The organism is Salicola sp. AFF1, from assembly GCF_056783195.1.
In genome coordinates this window covers 1-25,532 of record NZ_JBXAYL010000014.1, presented here as the reverse complement: position 1 = coordinate 25,532, position 25,532 = coordinate 1, and the positions used below count along the sequence as shown (strand labels likewise).

21 protein-coding genes are annotated in these 25,532 nt (G+C 59.2%); 8 read left to right on the top strand and 13 right to left on the bottom strand.

Going from position 1 to position 25,532, the window contains the following annotated elements:
- The 5 genes from AC1RQI_RS10740 to sufB all read right to left on the bottom strand — a co-directional run bounded on the left by AC1RQI_RS10740 (position 1) and on the right by sufB (position 5,409).
- Positions 1-357: a HesB/IscA family protein gene (locus AC1RQI_RS10740; RefSeq protein WP_481904786.1), complete on the bottom strand. Its 357-nt coding sequence runs from the start codon at positions 355-357 to the stop codon at positions 1-3.
- Between the two features lie 35 nt (positions 358-392).
- Positions 393-1,610: a SufS family cysteine desulfurase gene (locus tag AC1RQI_RS10735; RefSeq protein ID WP_416635514.1), complete on the bottom strand. Its 1,218-nt coding sequence runs from the start codon at positions 1,608-1,610 to the stop codon at positions 393-395.
- Positions 1,607-2,914: a Fe-S cluster assembly protein SufD gene (gene sufD / locus AC1RQI_RS10730; protein ID WP_481904785.1), complete on the bottom strand. Its 1,308-nt coding sequence runs from the start codon at positions 2,912-2,914 to the stop codon at positions 1,607-1,609. Before sufD ends, AC1RQI_RS10735 begins: the two co-directional genes overlap by 4 nt.
- A gap of 9 nt (positions 2,915-2,923) precedes the next feature.
- Complete coding sequence (sufC, locus tag AC1RQI_RS10725; RefSeq protein WP_481904784.1) at positions 2,924-3,685, bottom strand: Fe-S cluster assembly ATPase SufC; 762 nt, start codon at positions 3,683-3,685, stop codon at positions 2,924-2,926.
- A gap of 194 nt (positions 3,686-3,879) precedes the next feature.
- Entirely contained in the window at positions 3,880-5,409 is a 1,530-nt protein-coding gene (gene sufB / locus AC1RQI_RS10720) for a Fe-S cluster assembly protein SufB (RefSeq protein WP_416635508.1), read from the bottom strand.
- Positions 5,410-5,741: 332 nt separating this feature from the next.
- Between sufB and AC1RQI_RS10715 the strand changes: the two genes are divergently transcribed.
- Positions 5,742-6,080, top strand: a complete 339-nt coding sequence (locus AC1RQI_RS10715; RefSeq protein ID WP_481904783.1) for a tRNA-binding protein — start codon at positions 5,742-5,744, stop codon at positions 6,078-6,080.
- A gap of 7 nt (positions 6,081-6,087) precedes the next feature.
- On the opposite strand, the gene AC1RQI_RS10710 is transcribed toward AC1RQI_RS10715, so the two are convergent.
- On the bottom strand, positions 6,088-7,251 hold the full coding sequence (locus tag AC1RQI_RS10710; RefSeq protein ID WP_481904782.1) for an MFS transporter: 1,164 nt from the start codon (positions 7,249-7,251) through the stop codon (positions 6,088-6,090).
- Between the two features lie 188 nt (positions 7,252-7,439).
- Between AC1RQI_RS10710 and AC1RQI_RS10705 the strand changes: the two genes are divergently transcribed.
- Positions 7,440-8,471, top strand: coding sequence for a hypothetical protein (locus AC1RQI_RS10705; RefSeq protein WP_481904781.1), 1,032 nt, complete (start codon positions 7,440-7,442; stop codon positions 8,469-8,471).
- Positions 8,472-8,522: 51 nt separating this feature from the next.
- On the opposite strand, the gene AC1RQI_RS10700 is transcribed toward AC1RQI_RS10705, so the two are convergent.
- Positions 8,523-9,299 carry a hypothetical protein gene (locus tag AC1RQI_RS10700; RefSeq protein ID WP_481904780.1) on the bottom strand — a complete coding sequence of 259 codons (777 nt, stop codon included), beginning with the start codon at positions 9,297-9,299 and terminating at the stop codon, positions 8,523-8,525.
- Between the two features lie 192 nt (positions 9,300-9,491).
- Here AC1RQI_RS10700 and AC1RQI_RS10695 point away from each other — a divergent pair, with 192 nt between their 5' ends.
- The gene (locus AC1RQI_RS10695; RefSeq protein WP_481904779.1) at positions 9,492-10,076 is read left to right on the top strand and encodes a hypothetical protein; all 585 of its coding nucleotides are present in this window, start codon (positions 9,492-9,494) and stop codon (positions 10,074-10,076) included.
- A gap of 17 nt (positions 10,077-10,093) precedes the next feature.
- On the opposite strand, the gene AC1RQI_RS10690 is transcribed toward AC1RQI_RS10695, so the two are convergent.
- From AC1RQI_RS10690 to ilvD, 5 genes are all read right to left on the bottom strand, one after another.
- Positions 10,094-11,614, bottom strand: coding sequence for a SpoVR family protein (locus AC1RQI_RS10690; RefSeq protein WP_481904778.1), 1,521 nt, complete (start codon positions 11,612-11,614; stop codon positions 10,094-10,096).
- An 11-nt stretch (positions 11,615-11,625) separates the two neighbouring features.
- Positions 11,626-12,915, bottom strand: a complete 1,290-nt coding sequence (locus tag AC1RQI_RS10685; RefSeq protein ID WP_481904777.1) for a YeaH/YhbH family protein — start codon at positions 12,913-12,915, stop codon at positions 11,626-11,628.
- Between the two features lie 23 nt (positions 12,916-12,938).
- Complete coding sequence (locus AC1RQI_RS10680) at positions 12,939-14,861, bottom strand: PrkA family serine protein kinase (protein WP_416635497.1); 1,923 nt, start codon at positions 14,859-14,861, stop codon at positions 12,939-12,941.
- 756 nt (positions 14,862-15,617) lie between these two features.
- Positions 15,618-17,579 carry a hypothetical protein gene (locus AC1RQI_RS10675; protein ID WP_481904776.1) on the bottom strand — a complete coding sequence of 654 codons (1,962 nt, stop codon included), beginning with the start codon at positions 17,577-17,579 and terminating at the stop codon, positions 15,618-15,620.
- Between the two features lie 75 nt (positions 17,580-17,654).
- Positions 17,655-19,334, bottom strand: a complete 1,680-nt coding sequence (gene ilvD / locus AC1RQI_RS10670; protein WP_481904775.1) for a dihydroxy-acid dehydratase — start codon at positions 19,332-19,334, stop codon at positions 17,655-17,657.
- 192 nt (positions 19,335-19,526) lie between these two features.
- On the opposite strand from ilvD, the gene AC1RQI_RS10665 reads away from it, so the two are divergent.
- The 3 genes from AC1RQI_RS10665 to AC1RQI_RS10655 are packed head-to-tail and all read left to right on the top strand — an operon-like array spanning position 19,527 to position 22,361.
- A complete protein-coding gene (locus AC1RQI_RS10665) occupies positions 19,527-19,946 on the top strand; it encodes a secondary thiamine-phosphate synthase enzyme YjbQ (protein ID WP_481904773.1) in 420 nt (139 codons plus the stop codon).
- Between the two features lie 13 nt (positions 19,947-19,959).
- Complete coding sequence (locus AC1RQI_RS10660) at positions 19,960-21,315, top strand: YihY/virulence factor BrkB family protein (protein ID WP_481904772.1); 1,356 nt, start codon at positions 19,960-19,962, stop codon at positions 21,313-21,315.
- A 17-nt stretch (positions 21,316-21,332) separates the two neighbouring features.
- Positions 21,333-22,361, top strand: a complete 1,029-nt coding sequence (locus AC1RQI_RS10655; RefSeq protein ID WP_481904770.1) for a sodium:calcium antiporter — start codon at positions 21,333-21,335, stop codon at positions 22,359-22,361.
- 29 nt (positions 22,362-22,390) lie between these two features.
- Here AC1RQI_RS10655 and AC1RQI_RS10650 read toward each other — a convergent pair whose 3' ends face one another.
- Positions 22,391-23,149, bottom strand: a complete 759-nt coding sequence (locus tag AC1RQI_RS10650; protein ID WP_481904768.1) for a substrate-binding periplasmic protein — start codon at positions 23,147-23,149, stop codon at positions 22,391-22,393.
- Positions 23,150-23,466: 317 nt separating this feature from the next.
- Here AC1RQI_RS10650 and AC1RQI_RS10645 point away from each other — a divergent pair, with 317 nt between their 5' ends.
- Together AC1RQI_RS10645 and AC1RQI_RS10640 are read left to right on the top strand one after the other, a co-directional pair.
- The gene (locus AC1RQI_RS10645) at positions 23,467-23,970 is read left to right on the top strand and encodes a hypothetical protein (protein ID WP_481904766.1); all 504 of its coding nucleotides are present in this window, start codon (positions 23,467-23,469) and stop codon (positions 23,968-23,970) included.
- Between the two features lie 327 nt (positions 23,971-24,297).
- A complete protein-coding gene (locus AC1RQI_RS10640) occupies positions 24,298-25,269 on the top strand; it encodes a glycerophosphodiester phosphodiesterase family protein (RefSeq protein ID WP_481904764.1) in 972 nt (323 codons plus the stop codon).
- Positions 25,270-25,532: the final 263 nt, after the last annotated feature.

The window sequence follows — 25,532 nt, the reverse complement described above, 5'->3', positions numbered from 1 at the left end:
TCAGTTGACCGCAAAGCTCTCGCCACAGCCGCATTCAGCGCTGGCGTTGGGGTTGCGGAATTCGAACATGCTGTTGATGCCCTGGGTGACGAAATCGATTTCGGTGCCGCCGACCATGGTGAGGTCCGTCTTGCTGACATAGACGGTCACATCCTCCGCGACCTGAAAGGCGGCGTCGTCGTCATCCGGTTCGCGCACGAAATCCGTGGTGTACTTGAACCCGGAACAGCCGGATTTCTTGGTTCCCAAGCGGATGCCGGCCATTTCCGGGCGCTTTTTCAGCTGTTCACGGCAATGTTCAATGGCGGGTTCAGTCATTGTGACGCCGCTTTGAGGCGTTACGGTTTCCACTGTCATGTTGCCCTCCCTATTACGATGGGCGTTGATGCCTTCTATTGGCCGGTGAACAGGCGCTGGACTTTCTGAAGACCCTGAAAGAAAGTGTCCACCTCTTCCACCGTATTATAAAACGCGAACGAGGCCCTGGCAGTGCCCGGTATGGCGAAGCGCTCCATCAGCGGCATGCAGCAGTGGTGGCCGGTGCGGATCGCGATGCCCTGCTGGTCGAGCAGCGTACCCAGGTCGCTGGGATGCAGCCCTTCCAGCGCAAACGATAGCACCGGCACCTTGCTTTGCGCCTGGCCGTAGCGTGTCAGGCCGGGGAACTCCGCTACCCATTCATCCACGCGCCGATCCAGTGCGGCTTCCGCTTCGCGCAGATTATCGTGGCCCAGGTCATCCAGGTACCGCATGGCGGCGGCCAGGCCGATGGCTTCGGCAATGGCCGGCGTTCCAGCTTCAAAGCGATAGGGGGCCTTCTGGAAGCTGGTGCCCGAGAAGCTGACACGATGGATCATCTCCCCGCCGGTCTGGTAGACGGGCCATTCGTTGAGCAGGTCTTCGCGGCCGTAAAGAACGCCGATTCCAGTGGGGCCAAACAGCTTATGGCCGGAGAAGACGTAGAAGTCGCAGCCCAGCGCCTGCACATCCGCACCAATGTGCGGAATGGCCTGGGCGCCGTCGACCAGCGTGATGGCGCCAACTTCTTTCGCCGCCGCAACCAGGTTCTGTACCGGGTTGATCGTGCCCAACGCGTTGGATACTTCGGTAATGGCCAAAACCCGGGTGCGCTCACTGAGCTGTTCGTGGAAGCTCTGCTGGTCGAGCTCACCATCCGCTGTAATGTCGATCACCTTCAATGTGGCGCCGGTGGCCTCAGCCAGCATCTGCCAGGGCACGATGTTGGAGTGGTGCTCCATGCACGAGATGAGTATCTCGTCACCCTGGCCCAGGCTGCGGTAAAAGCCGTTCGCCACAAGGTTGATGCCCTCGGTGGTGCCGCGGGTCCAGATGATCTCATTGGTGCTGCCCGCGTTGATCTGGCCGCGCACTGTCTCGCGCGCGCCCTCGAACAGGGCCGTGGCACGGTCGCCCAGGGTATGGGCGGCGCGGTGCACGTTGGAGTGGGTCTCACGGAAGTACTGGTTCATGGCCTCAAGCACCGCCTTTGGCTTTTGGGCCGAGGCGGCGTTGTCCAGATAGACCAGCGGCTTGCCGTTGACGTCCTGCTCAAGGATCGGGAAATCGGCGCGCACCTGCTCCAGATTCATTCAGCGGCCCTCCGGAAGCTGGCTTCGATGAAGTCGGTCAGCCGGGTGTTGACCACCTCACGGATGTCCTCCAACGGCACCTGACCCACCAGTTCGTGGACGAACGCCATGCTGAGCATGGTGGCCGCGGTGTCGCGATCAATGCCGCGCGAGACCAGGTAGAACAGCGATGTCTCATCCAACTGGCCAACCGTGGCCCCATGGGCACAGGTGACGTCGTCCGCGTAGATTTCAAGTTCCGGCTTGGTGTCGATTTCGGCGTTGGTCGACAGCAGCAGGTTCTTGTTGTTCATGTCCGCGTGGGACTGCTGGGCATCCGGATGAATATGGATGCGACCGTTGAACACGGCGTGCGAGCGGTCAGCCGCAAGGCAGCGGTAGTTCTCGTCGCTGTTGCAGTTCGGGACCATATGGTCAATGGCCGTGTGGTTATCATAGTGCTGGCGGTCCTGGGTCAGGGCGATGCCGTTGAGCCGCGTATAGCCGCCTTCACCTTCCAGCCGCACCTGCAGGTCGTGCCGGCGCAGGTCGCCGCCGAAGCCGATGCAGTGGCTGTCCAGCTTGGCATTGGCGCCGACCTTCACCCCTGTTGCCCCTACATGGCGGATGTTGACCGGCTCCATGCACAGACGGATGTAGGTGATATTGGCGCTGTCATCGAGCAGAAGCTCGGTGACGCCGTCCACCAGGACGGGTTGGTCGCCGTTGCTGATGTACTCTTCCACCAACGTCATCTTGCTGCCCTGGCCGGCTTCGAGCATCAGGCGCGGGTAGTTGGAGCCACTGGCCTCAGCATCCGTGACGTACTGGACGTAGACCGGCTTGTCCACGCTGGTATCGGCGCCGAGCCGGATCAGCAGGCCATCTTCCAGCCGTGCCGTATTGAGCGCCGCCAGCTGGGTGGTGCCGTGATCCAGTGTGGTATCCAGCTTCTTGGCCACGCTCTGGGCGGTTACGTCGTCCAGGTCGGCGAAGCGGTGGAACTCAACGCCGCTGCCAGTGGGCAGTTCGCTGCTGTCCAGATCCACCACGCCGTTGCGGATGACAAGGCGGTAAACGCCTTCAACATGGCGGTAGTCAGCGTCTCCCGTAGGCTGGGTCAGAGGCGCCAGTTCCGGTTCCATCTTGAGGTAGCGGCTGGAGTATTTCCAGTTCTCGGTCCGGCGGTTGGGCAGCCCCATACCGGTGATGGCCTTGCTGCGGATGTCCCGCAGATTTTTCAGCGGTGCTGGCAGCTGCTGGCCGCCTGCCGGTGTGAAGGCGGAGTCCAGCGGGGTTATGGGCGTCTTGTGCGCGAGTGTCATGGAACCTCCTTAGCCGGCAGCTTCCGCTTCGTTGATCCCGAGCCAGCCATAGCCTTCTTCTTCCAGTTTCATGGCCAGCTGCTTGTCGCCGGTCTTGATGATCTGGCCGTCGGCGAGAACATGCACCACGTCCGGGACGATGTGGTTGAGCAGGCGCTGGTAGTGGGTGACCACCAGGAAGGAGCGGTCATCTTCGCGCAGGGAGTTCACGCCACCAGCGATGGTCTTGAGCGCGTCAATGTCGAGCCCGGAGTCGGTTTCGTCGAGAATGCCCAGGCGCGGTTCCATCAGCAGCATCTGCATGATCTCATTGCGCTTTTTCTCGCCACCGGAGAAGCCTTCGTTGACGCCGCGCTTGAGGAAGTCGGGGTTCATGTCAACCTGCTTGGCTTTTTCCTTGGCGAGCTTCATGAAGCTTGGCGCATCGAGCTCATCCTGGCCGCGGTGTTTGCGCAGGTTGTTGACCGCTTCGCGCAGGAACTGGAGGTTGCTGACACCGGGGATCTCCACGGGGTACTGGAAGGCGAGAAAGAGGCCGGCGAGGGCGCGCTCTTCGACTTCCAGGTCGAGCAGGTTCTGGCCGTCGAACAGGATTTCACCGTCGGTGACTTCGAAGGCTTCGTGGCCGACGAGCACCTGGGCGAGGGTGGACTTGCCGGAGCCGTTGGGGCCCATCACGGCGTGCACTTCGCCGGGCTGGATCTCGAGGTTGATGCCCTTGAGGATGGGGGTGCCCTCGACGCTGGCGTGGAGGTTTTTGATGGTCAGCATGTGGGTGCTCTCTATCTGTTTTCTCTAGACTGATGAACGTTTAGCTCCGGGCGCCGGGGGACGTCGCTCCGGGAATCGCTATGAATCCGTCCATGGACGCTGCGCGGTCGCCATCCCTGGCGACCAAGCTTCCCGGATCGACGTCCCCCGCCACCCGGTTTCTGACTCGTTGCAGGACGCCGGGGGCTGGCGCTTTACCCGACCGAGCCTTCCAGGCTCACTTCCAGCAGCTTGCCGGCTTCGACCGCGAATTCCATGGGCAGTTCCTGGAAGACTTCCTTGCAGAAGCCGTTAACGATCATGGAGACAGCCTGTTCCGGGTCGATGCCGCGCTGGCGGCAGAACAGCATCTGTTCGTCGCTCACCTTGGAGGTGGTGGCTTCGTGCTCCACCGTTGCCGAGCTGTTCTTGTTCTCGATGTACGGGAAGGTGTGCGCCCCACAGGTGTCGCCGATCAGCAGCGAGTCACACTGGGTGAAGTTGCGTGCGCCTTCCGCTGTGGGCTGGAACTTCACCAGGCCGCGATAGGCTTGGTCGCTCTTGCCGGCGGAGATGCCCTTGGCAATGATGGTGCTCCGGGTGTTCTTGCCAAGGTGGATCATCTTGGTGCCGGTGTCGGCCTGCTGATGGTTGTTGGTCAGCGCCACGGAGTAGAACTCGCCCACGCTGTTGTCGCCCTTGAGTATGCAGCTGGGGTACTTCCAGGTGACGGCGGAGCCGGTTTCGACCTGGGTCCAGGAGATCTTGGAGTTTTTGCCCCGCGCCATACCGCGTTTGGTGACAAAGTTGAAGATGCCGCCCTTGCCGTTTTCGTCACCGGGGTACCAGTTCTGGACGGTGGAATACTTGATCTCGGCGTCGTCCAGCGCCACCAGTTCCACGACGGCGGCGTGAAGCTGGTTTTCGTCGCGCTGGGGGGCGGTGCAGCCTTCGAGGTAGCTGACGGACGCGCCTTCGTCGGCGATGATCAGTGTGCGCTCGAACTGGCCGGTGTTTTCGGCATTGATGCGGAAGTAGGTTGAAAGCTCCATCGGGCATTTGACGCCCTTGGGTACGTACACGAAGGAGCCGTCACTGAATACTGCCGAGTTGAGTGAGGCGAAATAGTTATCGCCACGCGGCACAACCGAGCCAAGGTACTTCTTCACCAGCTCGGGGTGCTCCTGCAGGGCTTCCGAGATGGAGCAGAAGATAACGCCTGCTTCTGCCAGCTTGTTCTTGAAGGTGGTGACGACGGATACGGAGTCGAAGACTGCGTCCACGGCGACGTTGCTGTAAGCGCCACCTTCCTGTTCACTTGCCTGGTCACTGCTCCCGGCTTCCGCCTCTGCCGGTGTGCCAGCACCGGCGACGCCAGCGAGGGCCTTCTGCTCATGCAGCGGGATGCCGAGCTTTTCGTAGGTGCGCAGCAGCTCGGGGTCGACCTCATCGAGGCTCTGCGGCTTGTCGGTGTCTTTCTTGGGCGCTGAGTAATAGGAGATGGACTGCAGATCCACTGGCTCGAAGTTGACCTTCTGCCAGTTGGGCTCGGTCATTTCCTGGAACTGGCGATAGGCTTCCAGGCGCCATTCGAGCATCCATTCCGGCTCGCCCTTGATCTCGGAAAGACGCTTGATGACGTCTTCGTTCAGACCGGGCTCGAAAGTGTCCGATTCGATGTCGGTAACAAAGCCGGCTTCGTATTCGTGCTTGACGAAATCTTCGGGCTTGTTGGATTCGGCCATGGCTGCAACTCCATTGGTTCTGGGCCTGGGCGCGCACGGCGCCGACCTTTCATGTACGGATAAATTCGGGGAAGACAGTGCCTAGCAGTGTCTTGCCGGAATTCATCCACTACCCCCACGGAATCGGGCTGTCGATTCCGGTGTGCTCTGGCTTTTACGCCCAGCGTTCTTTTGGAGATTGATTGTACAATACCTGAGTAAATTTGTCAGGTATTCCGCTTTGTTGACTTCTATTATACCGGAACCGGCATGGCCGGGGTTAATCGTGCTGATAGGCTGGGCGTCCGGGTATAATCCGCGGATTTGCGGATTGAAATGCCGGGAGGTACAGGATGCATACGATTGAGTGGGATGAATTCGAGCGGGTTGAGATCCGGGCTGGTACCATTGTGGAGGTGGCTACATTCCCGGAGGCGCGGCGTCCGGCTTACAAGCTGAAGGTGGACTTTGGCGAGGCGTTGGGGGTGTTGAGATCCAGTGCCCAGATTACGGACCTGTATCGGCACGAGGACCTGGAGGGGCGGCAGGTCCTGGCCGTGGTGAATTTCCCGGCCAAGCAGATTGGCCCCATACGCTCCGAGTGCCTGGTTACAGGACTGTATCGTGAGGACGGGGCCGTGGTGCTGGCGGTGCCGGATCAGCCAGTGCCCAATGGCGCACGTCTTGGCTGAGGGCGGTTCACCTGGGCAGTTTCAGGGTGAAGGCCAGCGGCACGGTCAGTGCGCTGCACAGGGTGATGAAAGCCACTGCGGTCAGTGCATGGCCTGTTGCATCGGCGAGTACACCGCCCAGTAGGGGAACCAGGAAAGCGCCGGTGTAGCCGATGGTAAAGTTACCGGCTGAAAGCCGCCCTGCCTCGGCGCTGGAAACCAGGTGGGGAGGGAGTGCCACGATCAGGATGAGCAGTGTGCCCGAGAAAAAGCTCATCAGTACCGCAAACGCGACGCCGGGCCAGCCCTCAATAAGCAGGAACCCCAGCATGGACATCACGGCAAACCCAGCGCTCCAGAGGATGGGGCGCTTGCGGCCCACCCAGTGCCCGGCCATTTTCAGCAACAGGGCGGAGGCGGCCACCTGGGCGAAATTGAAGCACAGCAGCGTCGTATCCAGCCGGGCCAATTCCCCTCGATCTTCCAGGACACTGGCCATGTAGGCATTGGTTCCGAAGAACAGGGAGGAGGTGCCGGCCAGCAACAGCCCCAGCTTCCACATCAGGGGATCGCGAAGGCGGGGCAGCCACTGGGTGCTCGGGTCTTCGCCATCAGCGGCGGTAACCGGAATCAAGAGCAACAGGGCGATCACCACTGCCGGCAGTGACCATATCAGGAGGGTGAGCCGCCAGCTCTCGCCGGTCAGTGGCATGATCACGGGCAGCGTCAGGCCGGCACCGACAAATTCGCCCATCAGCATGCCGTTCATGTAACAGGCGGTTGCCATGGCGATGCGGCCTGGTGATAGCCAGCGTGGCAGCAGGGCCGGCAACGCGGGTTGCATAACGGCGATCCCCAGGCCCATCAGGGCACTGACGCCCAGCAACAGGCTCGGCCCCTGGGCAAGCGCGCGGGTAGCAGATGCTATTCCCACCACCATAAGAGCGGTGACAAGTGCCTGGCGGGGCCCCAGTCGTATAATCAGCAATGAACCCAGGAGCGCGCCCAGTGCCAACATCAGTACGGGCAGGGTGGTGAGTGCCCCGATGTGGGTCTGGTTCAGGCCCAGCTCTTCGCCGATGGCGGGTGCGAGCGGGGGCGCAACCAGTATGGGCAACCGCATATAGAGGCCGGCAAGCCAAAGCAGCACCAATAGACCGGCGCTCTGGAGCTTTTGACGCTCCGCAACCATAGCGATTTCTCCAGGCAAAACGTTGACCAGCGTAGGTTAGGCCGGGGACCTCATCCAGGCCATGGGGGGTAACCGAGATTGTGGTGCGCCGTCTCCCGTCATAACGGACAATGCGATTGAGTTGTAAGTGTGATTGGCTGAGGCAATGCGTAACAGTATCAGATGACAGGTATCAGGTTGAGGATGTGATGGAACAGAGTGATTCGGAGCAGGTGCTGGCGCAGCTGCTGGAGGCCCATGTGCAGCACGAGCTGGCACGGATGGACATGGATGCATTGCGGGAGGATTTGGAAAGGGAGCTTGGGTTCGTTTTTGAAGCAGCCGATCGCATCCGGCTGAACGATGTGATGACGCCAGAGACCATTAACGGGATCATCCATCGCCACACGGTCGAGCGCGAGATGCCAGCGATCATCCCGGAAATGGCCGCGACGTTCACCCAAGAGGTGGTGGGCGCCGCTTTTCATCGCCAGGCAACGCCCAGTGACCTGATGGACCGTCAGCGCCTGGAAGCGTTCGTGGACCAGGCATTGGTGCTGCGGGAGCAGCGGGAGCAGCTGATCGACCGGCTCCTGGATCAGCCGGTGTACCGGGAGCTGGTGGCCAACCTGATGTACGAGGCCATCGTGCGCTATGTGTACGAGGAGAATCTTCTGAGCCGTCATGTGCCGGGCGTTAGCTCGGCGCTCAAGTTCAGCTCAAAGGCTCTGAACAAGGCGGTTTCCGGGCTGGACGAGGTCTGGGAGAAGAGCATCAAGAGCTACATTTCCCGCAACGTGGAGAAGCTGGCCCGCCAGAGTGCTGACTTCCTTATGGAGCACCTCACTGATGAGGAGATCAAGTCCAGTGTAATGGATGCTTGGGATGCGTTCTGTGATCGCCCCCTGGCGGAGCTGGCGGATGGGATTGGCGAGGTTGAATGGAGTGAGTTCGTGGTCATGGGCTACGACTATTGGCTGGCCTTCCGAAAGAGCGACTATTACCGCAATGCCTATGAAACCGTGGTCAACCGGTTGTTTCACCTTTATGGGGATCGCACGCTCGGCGAGCTGCTGGCAGAGTTCAATATTGACCGGGCGACGGTGATGACGGAGCTGGAGGCGGTGCTGCCACGGGTCCTGGAATCCCTGAAAGCGAATGGCTTGCTTGAGGGGATTGTACGGCGCCGGCTTGAAGGGTTCTATAACAGCGATGAAGCGCGAGCTGCGTTGGAGGGGTGAGGCTATGCGGGCGACTTGATAGGCCGCCCGCTTAGGGTTACGGCCCAGGCATCAGAAGGCAACGTTCACTCGGATGTAGCCCGGGATGCTGACCTCAGTGGGTGCCTCGGCCAGACCGTTGTTCGGTCTTGCCTGGATCATGGAAACGTCCAGAGTCACGTTCTGGTTGTACAGCCAACGGGCTCCCAGCATCAGGGAAGGGTCAACGCTGTCCCCGAAACGGTCTTCCCGGGTGGTCAGGCCGACTTCGATTCCGGGCTCAAAGCGGCCGAACTCGGTTTCGGGTAGTGTGTAATGGGCGCCCATTCCCAGGTTCAGGTAAGCATTGCTGGCATCATTCCGGGCTCCATCATCATAGATCAGTTCCGGGTTAAAGTTGAGTGTGAATCGCTCCACGTTGGTTGTGAAGGCGGCACCTGCTCCAAGGTTCGTAGTGCTCTCTTCCGGGTAGGCCGGCGGGTTGGCATCATCCCCGTCATAATGCGCCACGGCTCCGTAGGCAGCCCAGTTGACCGTGACGCCTTCCCCGGCCTGGAGTGGCCGCAATCCAACCTTGAACAGGGCTTCGTTCTGGCGGGTGCGGGGATTGACCCGGCTGTGATTCAGAACCAGTTCGGCGTTTGGGAGCCCCAGGCGTACACCAGCCCCGAAATCCTGGTCACCGCCACTGCGCAGGTCTACGGTTGCTCGTTTGTTGGCAGCTGTGGTGCCGCGCTCAAGCATGAAACCACGCGTGGGCTCGTTGTATTCCTGTGCTTGGGCCAGTGCGTTGCCGGCCATTGTAGCCGTTGCCAACGTCATTGTGGTGGCACGGAACAGCTTGTTCATGGCGTTCTCCTTGGTGTCGGGTGGGTGGATCCCTGGATATGGCGTGCAAAAGCAATGTAAACGCGGGCGCTGGATTGGTTCAATTAAACCTGTGACAGGAACCACATTTCCGTGGTTCCGGTCTGTTGCCGCCGTGCCACAGCGTTATCCTCGGGGCTTCCTGTTTCGTGGCAGTAAGGGAGAGTGACGACTATGTTATCCCGGTTTGTTGTGCCGTTTCTGGTTTGTCTGGCAATGCCCGCATGGGCTCAGGGGCCCTCCTTTTCCTTCGCGGAGGCGGGGGCGGCACTGTATCCCAATTTCGAGAGTGAATCCCTGTTGGGCGCTCACGCCCGGGGCAGCCAGATGCTGAGCACGGAGTGGTTCATGTTTGGCGGTCTCAAGGTGCTGACCGGGGATATTGACGTGACCTCGGCCCATGGCGGCGGTGGCTATCGCTATGCTCTGGACCACCGGACGGATGTCTGGGGCGGGCTGACGCTGGCGTATCAGGACATTGAGCTTGAGCGATGCGTGACCAATCCGCTTCAGGGCAATCGTTGTTCCAGTGTCAGCACGGATGACACGGCACCGGGACTGCGAGCGGGGTTGCGGCGCCAGTTGCACCGGGATCTGGAAATTGGGGCATCGGCGCGTTACGTCACGGGTGACATGGACTACCTTGGCGTCACCGGCACCGCCCGCTACCACTGGCAGCGCAATGTCAGTGTCGTGGCAGAGGCGGATTTCTACGATGGCAATTTCGGAGTCATTGGCGGTCTGTCACTGCATTTCTGATGCCGGGTCAGGGACAGTCAGGCCGCAGAACTCCGGTCGCCACTTTCGAACGGCACCCGGTAACGCTTGATGACCTCGCCGTTATCCACACTCTCAAGGGTTACATGGAAGCCCCAGAGCCGGTGCACGTGTTTGAGCACCTCCTGCGTCTCCTGATCCGCCATGGGGATCCCATCCACCCGGGTGTGGCGCAGCAGTAGCGAGCGGTCCCCGCGGGTATTCACGTTCCAGACCTGGATGTTCGGGTCCCGGTAACTCAGGTTGTACTGGCGGGCAAGCTTTTCGCGTACCCGCCGGTAACCGCGTTCCTCGTGAATGGCCTTGATCTCGTAGGCGTCATCCCCTTCCTCGTCGGCGATGGCAAAGAGCTTGAGGTCCCGGATCACTTTGGGGGACAGGTACTGCAGGATGAAGCTTTCGTCCTTGAAGTTGCGCATCGCGAAGTCGAGCGTTTTCTGCCAGTCACCGCCGGCGATGTCGGGGAACCATTCACGGTCTTCGTCGGTGGGCGTCTCGCACATGCGCTTGAGGTCCCTATAAATGGAGAACCCGAGCGTGTAGGGATTCAGTCCCGAGTAGTAGGGACTGTCAAACGGCGGCTGGTAGATTACGGCCGTATGGTTGTGCAGGAATTCCAGCATGAAGCCATCATCCACCAGGCCTTCCTCGTACAGGCGATGCATGATGGTGTAGTGCCAGAAGCTGGCCCAGCCTTCGTTCATGACCTGGGTCTGGCGCTGTGGATAGAAGTATTGGGCGATCTTGCGCACGATGCGAACCAGCTCGCGCTGCCAGGTTTCCAGCAGGGGCGCGTTCTTTTCGATGAAGTACAGCAGGTTTTCCTGGGGCTCCTCGGGGAAACGCCGCTGCTGGCTTTCAGGGTCGTCATCGTTGCCCATCTCCGGAATGGTGCGCCAGAGATCATTCACCTGTTGCTGGCGGTATTCCTCGCGCTCCTTCTGGCGACGGCGTTCTTCCTCAGCAGAGATCGGGGCCGGGCGCTTGTAGCGGTCAACGCCCTGGTTCATGAGGGCGTGGCAGGAATCGAGGATGGCTTCCACCTCGTCCACGCCGTAGCGCTCCTCGCACTCGGCCACGTAGTTCCGGGCGAACATCAGGTAATCAATGATGGAGCTGGCATCGGTCCAGCTCCGGAACAGGTAGTTGTTCTTGAAAAAGGAGTTGTGGCCGTAACAGGCGTGGGCAATGACCAGGGCCTGCATCGTCATTGTGTTCTCTTCCATGAGGTAGGCGATGCAGGGGTTGGAGTTGATAACGAGTTCGTACGCCAGTCCCATCTGGCCCCGGCGGTAGCCCTTCTGGGTCTGGACGAACTGTTTGCCGAAGGACCAGTGGTGGTAACCCACGGGCATGCCGACTGAGCTGTAGGCGTCCATCATCTGCTCGGCGCTGATTACCTCAATCTGGTTGGGGTAGGTGTCGAGCCCGAACTCGGCGGCGATGCGGGCGATTTCCCGGTCGTAAGCCTCGATCTGCTCAAAGGACCAGTCGGCGCCGCTGGATAGGGGCTTGTTCATGGCCACCTCCCTCATACGGTTTTCTGCTCGAAAAGTTTCCGGAAGACCGGATAAATCTCGCTGGCGTCTGACAGTTGCTGCATGGCGAAACGTTCCGGGAAGCGCTCCTGGACCGCTGAGTACTCTTCCCACAGGGCCTGGTGCTCGTGGGGGGTGATTTCCACATAGGAGTAGTACTGCACCAGGGGCAGGATCTTGTCCTGCAGCAGGTTGCGGCAGACGGGCGAGTCGTCGTTCCAGTTGTCGCCGTCCGAGGCCTGGGCGGCGTAGATGTTCCAGTCATCCGGTGGATAGCGTTCTTCGATGATGCGGTGCATCAGCTTGAGCGCACTGGAGACAATGGTGCCGCCGGTCTCGCGGGAGTAGAAGAACTCCTCCTCGTCCACCTCCTTGGCGGCGGTGTGGTGGCGGATGAACACCACCTCAATGCGCTTGTAGTTCTTCTGCAGGAAGAGGTAGAGCAGAATGAAGAAGCGCTTGGCGATGTCCTTGTGAACCTGGGTCATGGAGCCGGAGACGTCCATCAGGCAGAACATGACCGCGCTGGTGGCGGGTTTGGGGTCCTTGCGGTGCTGGCGGTAGCGCAGGTCAATCTCGTCGATCCAGGGGATGCGCTTGACCTGCCGACGCAGTTCGTCCAGTTCTGCCTGGAGGTCTTCAATCTGGCGCTCCCTGGAGAAGGCGGGATCGTCCGAATCCGGCTGGGCCTTCAGGGCCGCGATCTGCTGCTCCAGTTCCTTGATCCGGCGCTTGCGCTTGCCGGCCAGGCTGATGCGTCGGGCGTAAGCCTTGCGCAATGAACGCACGACGTTGAGCTTGGCCGGCGTGCCTTCACTGGTGAATCCGGCGTGGACGTACTGGTAGGCGTCCGCGCTCTTGAGTTTCTTGCGCACCAGGAAGGGCAGTTCCAGGTCATCGAACAGGAAGTCCAGGAATTCCTCCTGTGTGATCTGGAAGACAAACTCGTCCATGCCTTCGCCCTGGTCGCTGGCCTGGCCCTGGCCGCCCCCTTCGCCCTCGCTGCCGGGGGGCTTGGGAAGACGGTCACCGGCCACGAACTCCTTGTTGCCCGGGTGCACCATTTCGCGGTTGCCGCCAGCGCCGTGGTGGAAGACTGGTTCGTGGATGTCCTCCGCGGGGATACTGACCTGTTCGCCCTGCTCCATATCCGTTATGGAACGGTCATGAACGGCTTCCGAGACCGCCTTCTTGATGTGCTTGCGGTAACGGCGCAGGAACCGGTTGCGGTTCACCGCGCTTTTGCTTTTGCCGTTGAGGCGACGGTCAACAACGTGACTCATGCCCATGCAGACACCTGCTTACCCTACTGGGATTTCCGGACGCGCAGATACCACTCCGCCAGCAGCTTGACCTGCTTCTCGGTGTAGCCTCGTTCGATCATCCGGTCCACGAACTGCTGGTGCTTGCGCTGGTCCTCCTCCGATGCCTTGGGATTGAACGAGATTACCGGCAGCAGTTCTTCGGTGTTGGAGAACATCTTTTGTTCGATCACGCTGCGCAGCTTCTCGTAGCTGAGCCAGGAGGGGTTCTGCCCGTTGTTGCTGGCGCGTGCCCGCAGCACGAAGTTGACCACTTCGTTGCGGAAATCCTTGGGGTTGCTGATGCCGGCCGGCTTCTCGATCTTCTCGAGCTCCTCGTTGATGGCCGCGCGATCAAACATCTCCCCGGTCTCCGGATCCCGGTAATCCTGGTCCTGGATCCAGAAGTCCGCATAGGTCACATAGCGGTCGAACAGGTTCTGGCCGTACTCGGAGTAGGACTCGAGATAAGCCGTCTGGATTTCCTTGCCGATGAACTCCACGTACTCCGGCGCCAGGAACTCCTTGATGAAGCGCAGGTAGCGCTCGTGGGTCTCCGGCGGGAACTGCTCCTGCTCGATCTGCTTTTCCAGAACGTAAAGCAGGTGCACGGGGTTGGCCGCGACCTCGGTGGTGTCAAAGTTGAACACCTTGGACAGGATCTTGAAGGCGAAGCGTGTGGACAGTCCGTCCATGCCTTCGTTGACCCCGGCCGCGTCACGATACTCCTGGATGGACTTGGCCTTGGGGTCCGTGTCCTTGATGTTCTGGCCATCGTAGACCTTCATCTTGGAGTAGATGCTGGAGTTTTCCGGCTCCACCAGCCGTGACAGCACCGTGAACTGGGCCAGCATATTGAGCGTGTCTGGTGCGCACGGAGCGCCTGCCAGTGAGCTTTCGCGCAGGAGCTTGTCGTAGATCTGCTTTTCCTCGGTGACCCGCAGGCAATAGGGCACCTTGACGATGTTTACCCGGTCGAGGAAGGCTTCGTTATTCTTGTTGTTGCGAAACGTCTGCCATTCGGATTCGTTGGAGTGTGCCAGGACGATGCCGTCGAACGGGATCGAGGACATGCCCTCGGTGGTGTTGTAGTTACCTTCCTGGGTGGCGGTCAGCAGGGGATGCAGCACTTTGATGGGCGCCTTGAACATCTCCACGAATTCCATGATCCCCTGGTTGGCGCGGTTCAGGCCGCCGCTGAAGCTGTAGGCGTCCGGATCATCCTGGCTGTAGTCTTCCAGCATCCGGATGTTGACCTTACCCACCAGGGCGGAAATGTCCTGGTTGTTGTCGTCACCGGGCTCGGTCTTGGCCACTGCCTCCTGGTCCAGGATTGAGGGGTATTTCTTGACCACCCGAAACTGGCTGATGTCGCCGCCGTACTCGTGCAGGCGCTTGACCGCCCAGGGCGACATGATGGGCTTGAGGTAACGCTTGGGGATGCCGTACTCCTCCTCAAGGATGGGCCCGTCTTCTTCCGGGTCGAAGAGCCCGAGCGGCGATTCGTTCACCGGTGAGCCCTTGATGGCGTAGAAGGGAACCTTCTGCATCAGGTGCTTGAGTTTCTCCGCCAGCGAGGACTTGCCCCCGCCAACGGGGCCCAGCAGGTACAGGATCTGCTTCTTCTCTTCCAGACCCTGGGCGGCGTGGCGGAAGTAGGAGACGATGTTCTCGACCGCCTCTTCCATGCCGTAGAACTCGGAGAACTCGGGATAGCGCTTGATGACCTTGTTCTGGAAAATCCGCGAGAGGCGTGGGTCGAGGGAGGTGTCAATCAGCTCCGGCTCGCCGATCGCGAGCAGCATCCGCTCGGCGGCGGTGGCGTAGGCGGAGGAATCCTCTTTACAGATGCTGAGGTATTCCTCGAGGCTCATCTCCTCTTCCTTGGTTGCCTCATAACGGTCCTGATAGCGCTGCAATATGCTCATGCTTGGCCCCCTTGCTGTGACCTGGGAAGGCCCGGGCGGAACGCTGGCCGCACTGGGCCCCGCTGGTGTCAGTTCATCATGCCTCTGTTCCGGTAAGTTCTGTTTTCAATTATGGGTGAGCCGGCGCGGGTTGCGAGCCTCATTCGCATTTCTGTGACTCGTTCGCGACCGGGTGCTTTCTATTGAGACTAGTAGACGGTGGTGGGGTTGAACAGGGTGGTGTGGATTAAGGTTTCTGATCGGCGGGCCGTGTGAGCTACGATTCCGTTGTAGGGCACTGGTTTTAGTCGATGATCACTGCCAAGGCGGCGCGACGGTCTTTGTCGCACCAGACATGGGTCAGATCCGTTGCCCAGCGCTCACAGAGGCCTGTTGGCCACCGAGGGCAGACGCCGAGCCCGGGACATGACATCTAGCACACAGGCCAGACGTCGATCCCTATAGGTGGGAAACTGCTCAACGAATCCCTGCACACGCTTTTCCAGAACGTCATTGATCATGCACGGACGGGCTTTAGGTTGTGGGCGCTGGCGCGATGACATCCTGTCATCGCGCCTTCCTGAAAGACATTCTCGACCCCGGCATTTCGAGGTCGCCGGACGATTTAGACATAATGTTTCTGACCACTGATACGCAGATCGCGGCGAAATCGTCCAGAAATCCCACTCCAGTAAATCCTGTCAGATACCACCATGCTCACCAGCGGCTTCTCCGGTTTGGTCTCGGCCTAGCGGCACTTCCTAGTCGGGGCCTGTGTCATAGTTTCCGTTCCTTCAGCCATTCCATCTCTTCTATCCCAAGCGCTAGTGCCCTGGGGTCGCTACTTTCACCCTTCACTGAAGGGTCTCGAGTTGATTCATACTTAAAGGTGATCGTTACTTTACCATCATTCAGATTCGTGGGCATGGGGATAACCCGGCGACAGCAGTTCGCCGAGCCCTGATTCTTCTCGAAAACCCAAGTGTCTACATGGTCGTCGTTCACGGAAACATTGATTCGTTGTTCGGACACCGAGGGACCAAAGAAAAGGTGGAAGTACAAAGCGACTGCCTCTAAACGGGAGGCTTCATTCGCTGTTACTTTAAAGGATAGAGTGGACTCTGCACCATCAGACCAGACCCCCCAGCTTTCCGCGTACGACCAGCCAGAGTCCAGAAAACGATCCGCCTTGCCATCAGCAAAGGAAACGGGAAACCGAAGGTGGGAGGGAAGCTTTTCAAGTAACCCGCTGCCCTGTCTGTTGCTGCAGTCGATCTCAGATTCTATTTCCTTCATGTGGTCGCGCCAGAAAGCGCCACGGTCAAGCCAAGGATGAAAGCTGACCCGTTTCTCTGAATCGACTAATCGCCATATTGAAGCATTGTTAACGTTTGCCAGCTGATCGTTGCAGGCCAGGCGCTCAGCGTGCTCCCACGGGACCATTTTTTCAGCCATACCCTCGGCGGTTTTATGGTTATGCAAATGGGTTGCTCCGGCCAGGATGCCGAGGCATACCGAAAATACCATGACAGGTGTCACTTTTTGAAAGCGTATCGGCATTTGCTTCAACAAGGTGGCGATACAAAAACCGAGGATAGCGAAGCCCAGGAAAGAGGCCCTGCTGTCCAGGTAGCCGCAGGAAGACCCGTTGAGACACCAGTCTTGTGCCTTTTCGGTAATTGCCAGGGGCAGTGCCATGTACAACATGAGTGTCAGTGTTAAGAGGAATATTCCCGTAATAGGAACGGTTGCTCTTGAGGGTAAGTGGGCAATCAGGCGGCGGCTGCAAGCAAAGGTTATAAGGCCTACGGCGCAAGCCCCCAATAAAACCGGGAGCTCAGCGTGCGTCAGGGAGCGAATGTCCAGGTATGGAACCGTAGTGCCCGCGAAGACGTGCGCAAATGCGGTGTAGAGAACTTGGCCTGGATCCGAGAAACCATCGGGTTGATTGCCAACGTATTCCGACGGGTTGAACCAGCGGTAACCGAGATATAACGCCAGCACACCGAATGCCACGGCTGCATCAGCCGCGAGTCTGGGAGTGTTGACTGTCCACTTTCCCAGTATGCGTTTTTTCCCTGCCCCAGCTGGGCTTTTCAGGATCAGGGCATGTTCGGCGGCCATAAGCGCCGTTGCAAACAGTAAAGCATACTCGCTCACGAGCATGGCTAATGCCAATAAGAGGTAAATCCCGGTGCTGCTGATGGGGGGCAACCCGTTTTTTCGCAGAAGCAGAAGCCGCCCTCCCAGGATCATCAGAAAAGGGAGGGTATTCTGCAAGGGGTAAGCATTGGGGGGCATATGGCTGTAAGCCAGTGGGTGAAGGCTCAAGAGAATCAGAAAAAGGAGAAGCACCACCATTTTGCGATTCTCCTGAATCAATAGCCTGGCAACGTAAACGCAAAACACCAGCATTAAGCCGAAATGACCCAGTACCATAAGGCCACGTAACACTGGGTCGCCTGCGAGATAAGCCCCGACAGCATTGAGGGGCGTCATCAGGTAGTGACCAATGCGGCCACTAAAGGCCGCCATTTCTGAAGCGTTTTGCCAGACTTTGTCCCAACCCTCAATGTAATACCAGTAGAACATTACGTCGTCAGCGGTGAGGCGGTATCCCGACATGAAGTGGTTCCACTGAACCACGAGCAGTGCAGTAACCCCCGCCAGGATAAAAAACGCTTCTCGTTTGCTGGAAGGCTCGGTCTTGGTGCTGGAGATGCTTGCTTCTGAGCGCATGTGTCTCTTCCTGAACCACGTTTGAACTGACATTGGCTTTTTACTCAGCAGCGTTTGAACTCTGTGGGCCGGATGTCAGTCGGGCATGTCTGTAACGGCACCTTCAGAGGCGGAGTTCACGGTCTTGGCGTACTTGGCCAGGGTGCCGCGGCGGTATTTGGGGGCTGGTTTCTGCCACTGGGCGCGGCGTTGTTCCAGTTCGGATTCGCTGATATCAACGTCGATCCGGTTGGTTTCGGCGTCGATTGTGATGGTATCGCCGTCCTGGAGAAGGGCGATGGGGCCGCCGTCGACCGCCTCGGGGGTGACGTGGCCGACCACGAAGCCGTGGCTGCCGCCGGAAAAGCGCCCATCGGTGATCAGTGCCACTTCACTGCCCAAACCCCGGCCCATAATGGCGGAGGTGGGGGTGAGCATTTCGCGCATGCCCGGGCCGCCTTTCGGCCCCTCGTAGCGGATGACGACCACATCGCCAGCCTGTACCGTCCCGTCGTTGATGCGCGCCTGGGCTTCCTCCTCGGAGGGGTAGCAGCGCGCGGTCCCGGTGAAGCGGGTGCCTTCCTTTCCCGTGATCTTGGCCACGGCGCCGGTGGGTGAGAGGTTGCCGTAGAGCACGCGCAGGTGGCTGTCTGGTTTAATGGGGTTGTCGAAGCTGTGGATGATGTCCTGGCTTTCCGGGTAGGGCGCCACGCCTGCAAGGTTTTCGGCCAGTGTCTTACCGGTTACTGTCAGGCAATCGCCATGCAGCAGGTCACGGTCCAGCAGCATCTTCATCAAAGGCTGGATGCCGCCAATGGCCACCAGCTCGGACATCATGTACTGCCCACTCGGGCGCAGATCCGCGAGTACGGGGACGCGCTTGCCGATGTCGGTGAAATCATCCAGCGACAGCGCCACGCCAATGGTGTTGGCCATGGCCAGCAGATGCAGCACCGCGTTGGTGGAACCGCCCAGGGCGATGACCACGGTGATGGCGTTCTCGAATGCCTGGCGGGTCATGATGTCGGAAGGTTTGATGTCCTTCGCGATCAGATCCTGGACGGCTGCGCCCGCTGCCCGGCAATCCTCTTCCTTGGTCTTGGAAACCGCGTTCTGAGCGGAGCTGTCCGGCAGGCTCAGTCCCAGCGCCTCAATGGCCGAAGCCATGGTGTTGGCCGTGTACATGCCGCCGCACGAGCCCGGTCCGGGAATCGCCGTTTCCTCGATCTGCTTCACATCGATCAGTGATTTATCGCCCTTGGTGTAGGCGCCAACGGCTTCGAACACCGAGACCAGGTCCGTATGGTTCTCACCCGGCTGGATGGTGCCGCCGTAAACGAAGACCGAGGGCCGGTCCAGCCGCGCCATGCCCATGACCAGGCCAGGCATGTTCTTGTCACAGCCGCCGATGGTGACCAGCCCGTCAAAGCCCTCGCAACCGGTCACCGCCTCAACCGAATCCGCGATGATCTCGCGCGAGACCAGCGAATACTTCATGCCCTCGGTGCCGTTGGCGATGCCGTCCGAGATGGTGATGGTGTTGAAGATGACGCTCTTGCCACCCGCCTCATCCGCCCCGGCGCCCGCGTGCTCAGCGAGCTTGTTGATGTGCATGTTGCAGGGCGTGACCATGCTCCAGGTGGAGGCAATGCCGATCTGGTTCTTCTGGAAATCCTCATCCTGGAACCCCACCGCCCGGAGCATGGCCCGGCTGGCGGATTTGCCGACCCCGTCGACGATCTGGCTGGAATAGCGGCGGTTGTTGTCCTGGGCCATGGCTGAACTCTCTTTCCTGTGAACGTTTCGTTTCGGTTTACCGGCGTTCATCGTGGCGATGGAAGCAAGGGAGCGGGGAGTCCTGTCCCGGAATCGCCGCTCCCTTACCGCAACGAGCTGGAACGCTGGTATGGTTGTTCTGAAACCCGACATAGTACCGCGACACAGAACTCAGGGTAAGGGAATCCATCAATGTGGCAGCAACGCATTCTCCAGTTATCCCCCAAATCCAAGGGCTTCCACCTGATCACCCGCGAAGTCGTTGACCAGATTCCAGAGATCGCCACTCTCCAGACCGGCCTCCTGCACCTGTTCATCCAGCACACCTCGGCGTCGCTGAGCCTGAACGAAAACGCGGACCCCACAGTGCGCGGCGACATGGAGCGCCACTTCCAGCATGCCGTGCCAGAGAACGCGCCCTACTACGAGCACACACTGGAGGGGCCGGACGATATGCCGGCCCATATCCGCGCCGTGACCCTGGGGGAATCGCTCAGCCTGCCGGTTGGGCAGGGCCGGCTTCTGCTGGGCACCTGGCAGGGTATCTACCTGGGCGAGCACCGTCGCAATGGAGGTGCCCGCCGCCTCGTAGCCACGCTTAACGGCGAATGATCAGGAGCACCCTGTGATCCCGGACTATCTGAAAAAACGGCTCCAGGACTGGGAACGTTGGCTGCTGGAAAAGCCGGAGCGGGATGATCCCCGCGCAGTGGCCTTTGCCAGGCGTCAGCTGCGGGTCGCCTACGCGGTGATCCGGGACCTGATGGCAGGGCAACTCAACCTGCATGCCATGAGTCTGGTCTATACCACACTGTTGTCCATGGTGCCGCTGCTGGCTTTGAGCTTTTCCGTACTCAAGGCCATGGGGGTGCACAACCGGTTCACGCCAGTGCTTTACCAGTTCTTCGAGCCCCTGGGGCAGCAGGGCGCCGAAATGGCAGAGCAGGTCATCACCTTCGTGGACAACATCAAGGTTGGGGTGCTTGGCTCCGTTGGCCTGCTGTTACTGGTCTACACCGTCATCGCGCTGGTGCAGAAGATCGAGCGCTCGTTCAACATGGTCTGGCGCGCGCCCATGGGCCGCTCATTGGGCCAGCGTTTCTCCAACTACCTGAGCGTGATCACCATTGGTCCACTGCTGATGGTAGCCGGCATTGGTCTTTCGGCCACGGTTTTCGGCTCCGATACCGTGCAACAGCTGAGTGAGATCGAGCCCTTTGGCACCCTGATTGCGGTAATCAGTCGTTCAACGCCATTCCTGATCACGGTGGCGGCGTTCACCTTCGTCTACATTTTTGTCCCCAATACCCGGGTCCGCTTTCAGAGTGCACTGGTAGGTGGATTGGTTGCAGGGGTGGCCTGGCAGGCAGCGAGTCTGGCCTTCGCCACCTTTGCGGTGAACGCCAGCCGCTATGAGGCCATTTACTCCAGTTTTGCCATCGGGATTCTGTTGCTGATCTGGCTCTATATCAACTGGATCATTCTGCTGTCCGGTGCCAGCATCAGCTACTACCACCAGCATGAAGAAGCGATTTCCTCGCGTCGGGAGGTCCGTTCTTCTCCAGAGGTGGAGGAACGCCTGGCGCTGGCGTTGATGGAACGTGTGGCCAGAGCCTTCGATCAAAGGGATAACCCGCCGCGCCAGGAACTCCTGGCACTGGATTTTGGCATTCCCGGGGAGATTACCCAGCGTGTGAGCGACAAGTTGATCCGGTGCGGCATCCTCCACCCCGGCGGTGAGGATGGGGATGAGCTGATTCCCGGCAGTTCCCTGGACCGCATCCGTGTCAGGGATGTCCTGAATGCAGCCCGGCTGGATGAAGATGGCTTGACTGTTCGGTTGCCAGTGACGCTTGGGATTACATTTTCCGAGCTTGAAGACCCACGCCTGGAGGTCACCCTGGCGGCTCTTATCAGGAAGCAGGGTGGAGGAGGCTCTGGGTTCGTGCCTGTCCCCCGTCAGGGTGACGATTCCCCCTAACGAGCAAGGGAGTGACTATGACTGTTTTACTATGGGCTGCAGTGGCCCTGATCGGCACTGGCATCATCTGGAAAGGCAGTGGCCTTCTGGAGAGCTCGGCAGCGCGGTTGTCCGCCTATTACCAGTTGCCCGACATTGTTCAGGGCGCCATTGTGGTGGCAATTGGCTCCAGCTTTCCGGAACTGTCCACCACGGTCATTTCCACACTGGTTCACGGGGAGTTTGAGCTTGGGGTGGCCGCCATCGTGGGGTCGGCATTGTTTAATATCATGATTGTTCCGGCGGCCTCGGGATTGGCCAGCCGAAACCCGCTCGAGGCGAACCGGGACCTGGTGTACAAGGAAGCCCAGTTCTATATGATCGCAGTGGCGGTGCTGACGCTGACGTTTGCATTTGCCGCCATCTATTACCCAGTTGCCTCGGAAAACGCCATCAAGGGTGAAATCAATCGCTGGTTGGCATTGATGCCGATCGCGCTCTACGGCCTCTATGTGTTCGTTCAGTATCAGGACACGCTGGAAGGCTCCGAGGAGCTGGATGCGTCGGCCATCCGCGTTGGCCGTGAGTGGCTGAGGCTGGTGGCTGCCCTGGCCATCATCCTTGTCGGGGTTGAGGCCCTGGTTCGGTCAGCCATCAACTTTGGCGAGCTCTTCGGAACGCCGAGTTTCCTCTGGGGGATTACCGTGGTCGCGGCCGGCACATCCATACCGGATGCGTTCGTCTCCGTCCGGGCCGCCCGGGATGGGCGCGGGATCACCAGCATCGCCAATGTGCTGGGCAGCAATACATTTGATCTCCTTGTGTGTATTCCAGCAGGGGTGTTGATTGCCGGGACGGCCATTGTCAATTTCTCGGTGGCTGCGCCCATGATGGGGGTCCTGACCCTGGCCACCGTAATGCTGTTCCTGATGATGCGCACTCACATGGTCCTGACCCGTGGGGAGTCCTGGTTGCTTCTGGGGCTGTATGGGCTCTTCGTGCTCTGGATTACCCTTGAGAGCCTTGCCATGGTGAACTGGGTACCCGGCTTGCCTCCAATGGGATAGTCAGACTGAAAGCCGTTCAATAGGGCCGTTCACTCTCCCATCTCGTAGTAGTTGGTGTGTGGCAGCTGGTTATGCCGCTTGAGCGCTTTGAGGTTCTGGTCCCATTCCCTGGCCAGTGCCCGGGCGTTAGGGACAGCTTTGGAGACATAAAGGTGAACGTCCACACGGGTCAGGACATCCCGTTGCAGCCCGGAGAGCTTGTTCCGGGCAATGGTGGTATCAGCCGGGGTCATGTAATTGAGCAGGTAATCCGCGCGCCCGAACTGGATCATCCGAAGGGCCGATTTGTGCGTCCGCGCTTCGGTGGTCTGGATGGCATCACTTGCCTCTTCAAGACGCTCTCCAAGCCGGCTGTAGGAGTAGCCGTTCATCAGGACCAGGCGCTTGCCCCTGAGCGATTCTATGCCTGAAACCGGTTCCGTATCCTTTCGCCGGTAAACGGCGAGCGTAAGGGTTGTAGCGGCTTCCTCGGTTTCAATCGCGGTATCGGCCAGTCGTTGAAGCTTGGCGGCACCAAGGGTGAAGGCGGTATCTCCGGCGTCCAGTTGGCGATACAGGCGGGTAGCCGGGTGCTGGACAAACGTTACCGGCTGGTCCATCGCGCGGAAAACGCGGCGGGACAATGCCACTAGATAGCCTTTCGGATGGCCTTGGTCATCAAGGTAACCGAAGGGGGGGAAGTGGATGAAGCCGAATTCCAGCGGCTTTCGCTCAGGTTCCGCTGACGCTGATAATGTCATGAGCAGCACAAGCGCGGGAATGAAGCGGGCGCGGCTGGAGCGTGTCATCGATCACCTGGTGTTCAGCGGGGGCATGGGCAAAAGTGTCGCGAGGTCGTTGATTCTATCGACACCAACGCCCTGTGTCCTTGGGGGTGCGTAAAGAAATTCAAAATAGGGCCAGCTCAAGGGTAAAGGAGCACTCTTTAGACGTAAGGATAGCAAGCTCGGGGGCATGGCTGACCAGCAGGGTCGGCGGATCCTGTTAACACAGTCTCACAATACGTCTTGCGTGGGGCAGGGTTGAAGCCTGGAAACGTTCCTCGTTAGCCTGACGCCCCCGCCTCAGGGCGTTCTTACCAATATTCGGAACAATGGAGGTTTCAATGTACCTATGGAAAGTGGATTACGTTGCCAGTGACCTGCGAAACGGTCAGGTAACCCAGAACGAGGAGTTCAAGTACATCCTCGCCTTCAGCCTCATCGGCATCCTGGGCACCGTAATGGCAGCAGCGGGCGCGAGCGCTGTCCCAGGCTGGCTACGGGCCGTCGACCTGGCCATCATGATTGGGATCACCGTTGTTGGCGTTTTCTACTGCTATTACCGCAATCAGGCGTCGGACAATCAGGACTTCCTTCGCCGCTTCCTGTGCCTGAGCGTACCGGTGGCCGTTCGCATCCTGATCCTGGCGCTGGTCGTCGGTTTTATTGCGGGGCTTGTCGCTGGAATTGTCGCAGGTTCTGAAGGGGGTCAGCAGTCAGGCGAGAGTTCCCAAGCCAGGATGTTTATGGAGCTTGGAGTCAACTATCTGGTCCAGGTGGTTCTATACCTCTATCTCGCGCACTGGATCGCGGTTACTGGACGTAGCGCCGACCAGCCCGCTTCCTGAACGCTGACGTTCTGTTTTCCGGCGTGGGCAGTCCAGAGCCCATCTCAAGCGGTCTTTGGGGTGGGATAGCCGCCTAGTGCGATCTGGGCGGCCACTTTGTTGCAATACGTAAAAACCACATTTTTTGCTTGAATCTAACCCTTGCCTTCCCTACTATCCGCTTCCGCACAAATGCAGCAGGGGGCGAATGGTTTCGGTGCCGGATTCCGTATCCCTGCAAGACCGTGCTGCTACCAGGCGGTTTCCGCGCCGCCTGGGCTAAGCGAGCGATGGAATGCCCGATAACTCCCATTAAACAACTGAATGAAAGTAGAGAGGGCTCTAATCTTGAGACAAACACTAAAAACCCTGGCATTGCTCGCCGTGAGCCTGATGCTGGTGGCGTGCAACGATGATGACAGCAGTAACAGCAGCAATAATGACGAGGTCAGCGTTGCCGGCATCCCCGACTTCGCCAACATCGCGCACCGGGGCGCATCCGGGCACGCGCCGGAAGCCACCGAGCCCGCGTTTGAACTCGCCCAGAGCATCGGCGATGTGGACTACCTGGAATTCGATGTCAATCTCTCGAAAGACGGCGAGCTCGTTGTCATCCACGACACCACTGTGGACCGGACCACCGATGGCTCGGGCAAGGTCAAGGAGCATACGCTTGAGGAGCTCAAGGCGCTTGATGCGGGCTCCTGGTTCAACGAGGAATACCCCGAAAAGGCGAGCTCCGACTATGAGGGTCTTGAGATCATGACTCTTGATGAGGTCATTGACCGTTTCGGCGTCAACATGAAGTATTACATCGAAACCAAGTCGCCGGAGATGTATTCGGACGCGCTTGAAGAGAAGCTGGTGAATACGGTTGAATCCAAGGGCCTGGTGGAGCGGGACAATGTTGTGCTGCAGTCGTTCCAGCCGAACAGCCTGAAGAAAATGCACGAGATGAACGAAGACATCCCGCTGGTCCAGCTGGTCTATTATTGGCCCAAGAAGGATGAGGATGGCAATCGCACGAGCGACGAAATCACTGACTGGGTCAGCGGTTTACCGGCACCAGAAGATTTCAAAGCCTCTGACTTCGAAGCCGTGAGCGAGTATGCGGTTGGTTTGGGCACCAACCATGTCTATGGTGATCGCGAGATGTTCTCGCCGTCTTTCGTTCAGAAGGCGCATGATGCGGGCTTGCTCGTGCATATCTATACCATCAACGAGACGGATACTATGGAGACCCTGATCGACGAATTCGGTGTTGATGGGATCTTCACGAACTTCCCGGACCGCCTCGCGCAAGTCAGTCCCAGTAACTGAGAACCCAAAGCGTCGGCCAGTTTGGCCGACGCTTTTCCTGCCTTTGAATAGATCCAATTTTTTGGAGAGATCATTGCTTATAAAATCGCCGAACTAAGCAATACCGATTTCAATGGAATTGAGCAACGAGTAAGGTGGCGATGACTGAACCACGAAATATGCGTTTGTTGACACCGGCATCGTAAGCAATGGGATGGACTCCTCCTCACCTAACCGGCATCGAAGTGCCAAAATGGTGAGTGAACAGTCAACCATCGTGAAGA

Excerpts from the sequence above, each read along its gene's own strand:
- AC1RQI_RS10740 (WP_481904786.1), bottom strand. The coding sequence starts at position 357 with ATGACAGTGGAAACCGTAACGCCTCAAAGCGGCGTCACAATGACTGAA.
- AC1RQI_RS10735 (WP_416635514.1), bottom strand. The coding sequence starts at position 1,610 with ATGAATCTGGAGCAGGTGCGCGCCGATTTCCCGATCCTTGAGCAGGAC.
- sufD (WP_481904785.1), bottom strand. The coding sequence starts at position 2,914 with ATGACACTCGCGCACAAGACGCCCATAACCCCGCTGGACTCCGCCTTC.
- sufC (WP_481904784.1), bottom strand. The coding sequence starts at position 3,685 with ATGCTGACCATCAAAAACCTCCACGCCAGCGTCGAGGGCACCCCCATC.
- sufB (WP_416635508.1), bottom strand. The coding sequence starts at position 5,409 with ATGGCCGAATCCAACAAGCCCGAAGATTTCGTCAAGCACGAATACGAA.
- AC1RQI_RS10715 (WP_481904783.1), top strand. The coding sequence starts at position 5,742 with ATGCATACGATTGAGTGGGATGAATTCGAGCGGGTTGAGATCCGGGCT.
- AC1RQI_RS10710 (WP_481904782.1), bottom strand. The coding sequence starts at position 7,251 with ATGGTTGCGGAGCGTCAAAAGCTCCAGAGCGCCGGTCTATTGGTGCTG.
- AC1RQI_RS10705 (WP_481904781.1), top strand. The coding sequence starts at position 7,440 with ATGGAACAGAGTGATTCGGAGCAGGTGCTGGCGCAGCTGCTGGAGGCC.
- AC1RQI_RS10700 (WP_481904780.1), bottom strand. The coding sequence starts at position 9,299 with ATGAACAAGCTGTTCCGTGCCACCACAATGACGTTGGCAACGGCTACA.
- AC1RQI_RS10695 (WP_481904779.1), top strand. The coding sequence starts at position 9,492 with ATGTTATCCCGGTTTGTTGTGCCGTTTCTGGTTTGTCTGGCAATGCCC.
- AC1RQI_RS10690 (WP_481904778.1), bottom strand. The coding sequence starts at position 11,614 with ATGAACAAGCCCCTATCCAGCGGCGCCGACTGGTCCTTTGAGCAGATC.
- AC1RQI_RS10685 (WP_481904777.1), bottom strand. The coding sequence starts at position 12,915 with ATGAGTCACGTTGTTGACCGTCGCCTCAACGGCAAAAGCAAAAGCGCG.
- AC1RQI_RS10680 (WP_416635497.1), bottom strand. The coding sequence starts at position 14,861 with ATGAGCATATTGCAGCGCTATCAGGACCGTTATGAGGCAACCAAGGAA.
- AC1RQI_RS10675 (WP_481904776.1), bottom strand. The coding sequence starts at position 17,579 with ATGCGCTCAGAAGCAAGCATCTCCAGCACCAAGACCGAGCCTTCCAGC.
- ilvD (WP_481904775.1), bottom strand. The coding sequence starts at position 19,334 with ATGGCCCAGGACAACAACCGCCGCTATTCCAGCCAGATCGTCGACGGG.
- AC1RQI_RS10665 (WP_481904773.1), top strand. The coding sequence starts at position 19,527 with ATGTGGCAGCAACGCATTCTCCAGTTATCCCCCAAATCCAAGGGCTTC.
- AC1RQI_RS10655 (WP_481904770.1), top strand. The coding sequence starts at position 21,333 with ATGACTGTTTTACTATGGGCTGCAGTGGCCCTGATCGGCACTGGCATC.
- AC1RQI_RS10650 (WP_481904768.1), bottom strand. The coding sequence starts at position 23,149 with ATGACACGCTCCAGCCGCGCCCGCTTCATTCCCGCGCTTGTGCTGCTC.
- AC1RQI_RS10645 (WP_481904766.1), top strand. The coding sequence starts at position 23,467 with ATGTACCTATGGAAAGTGGATTACGTTGCCAGTGACCTGCGAAACGGT.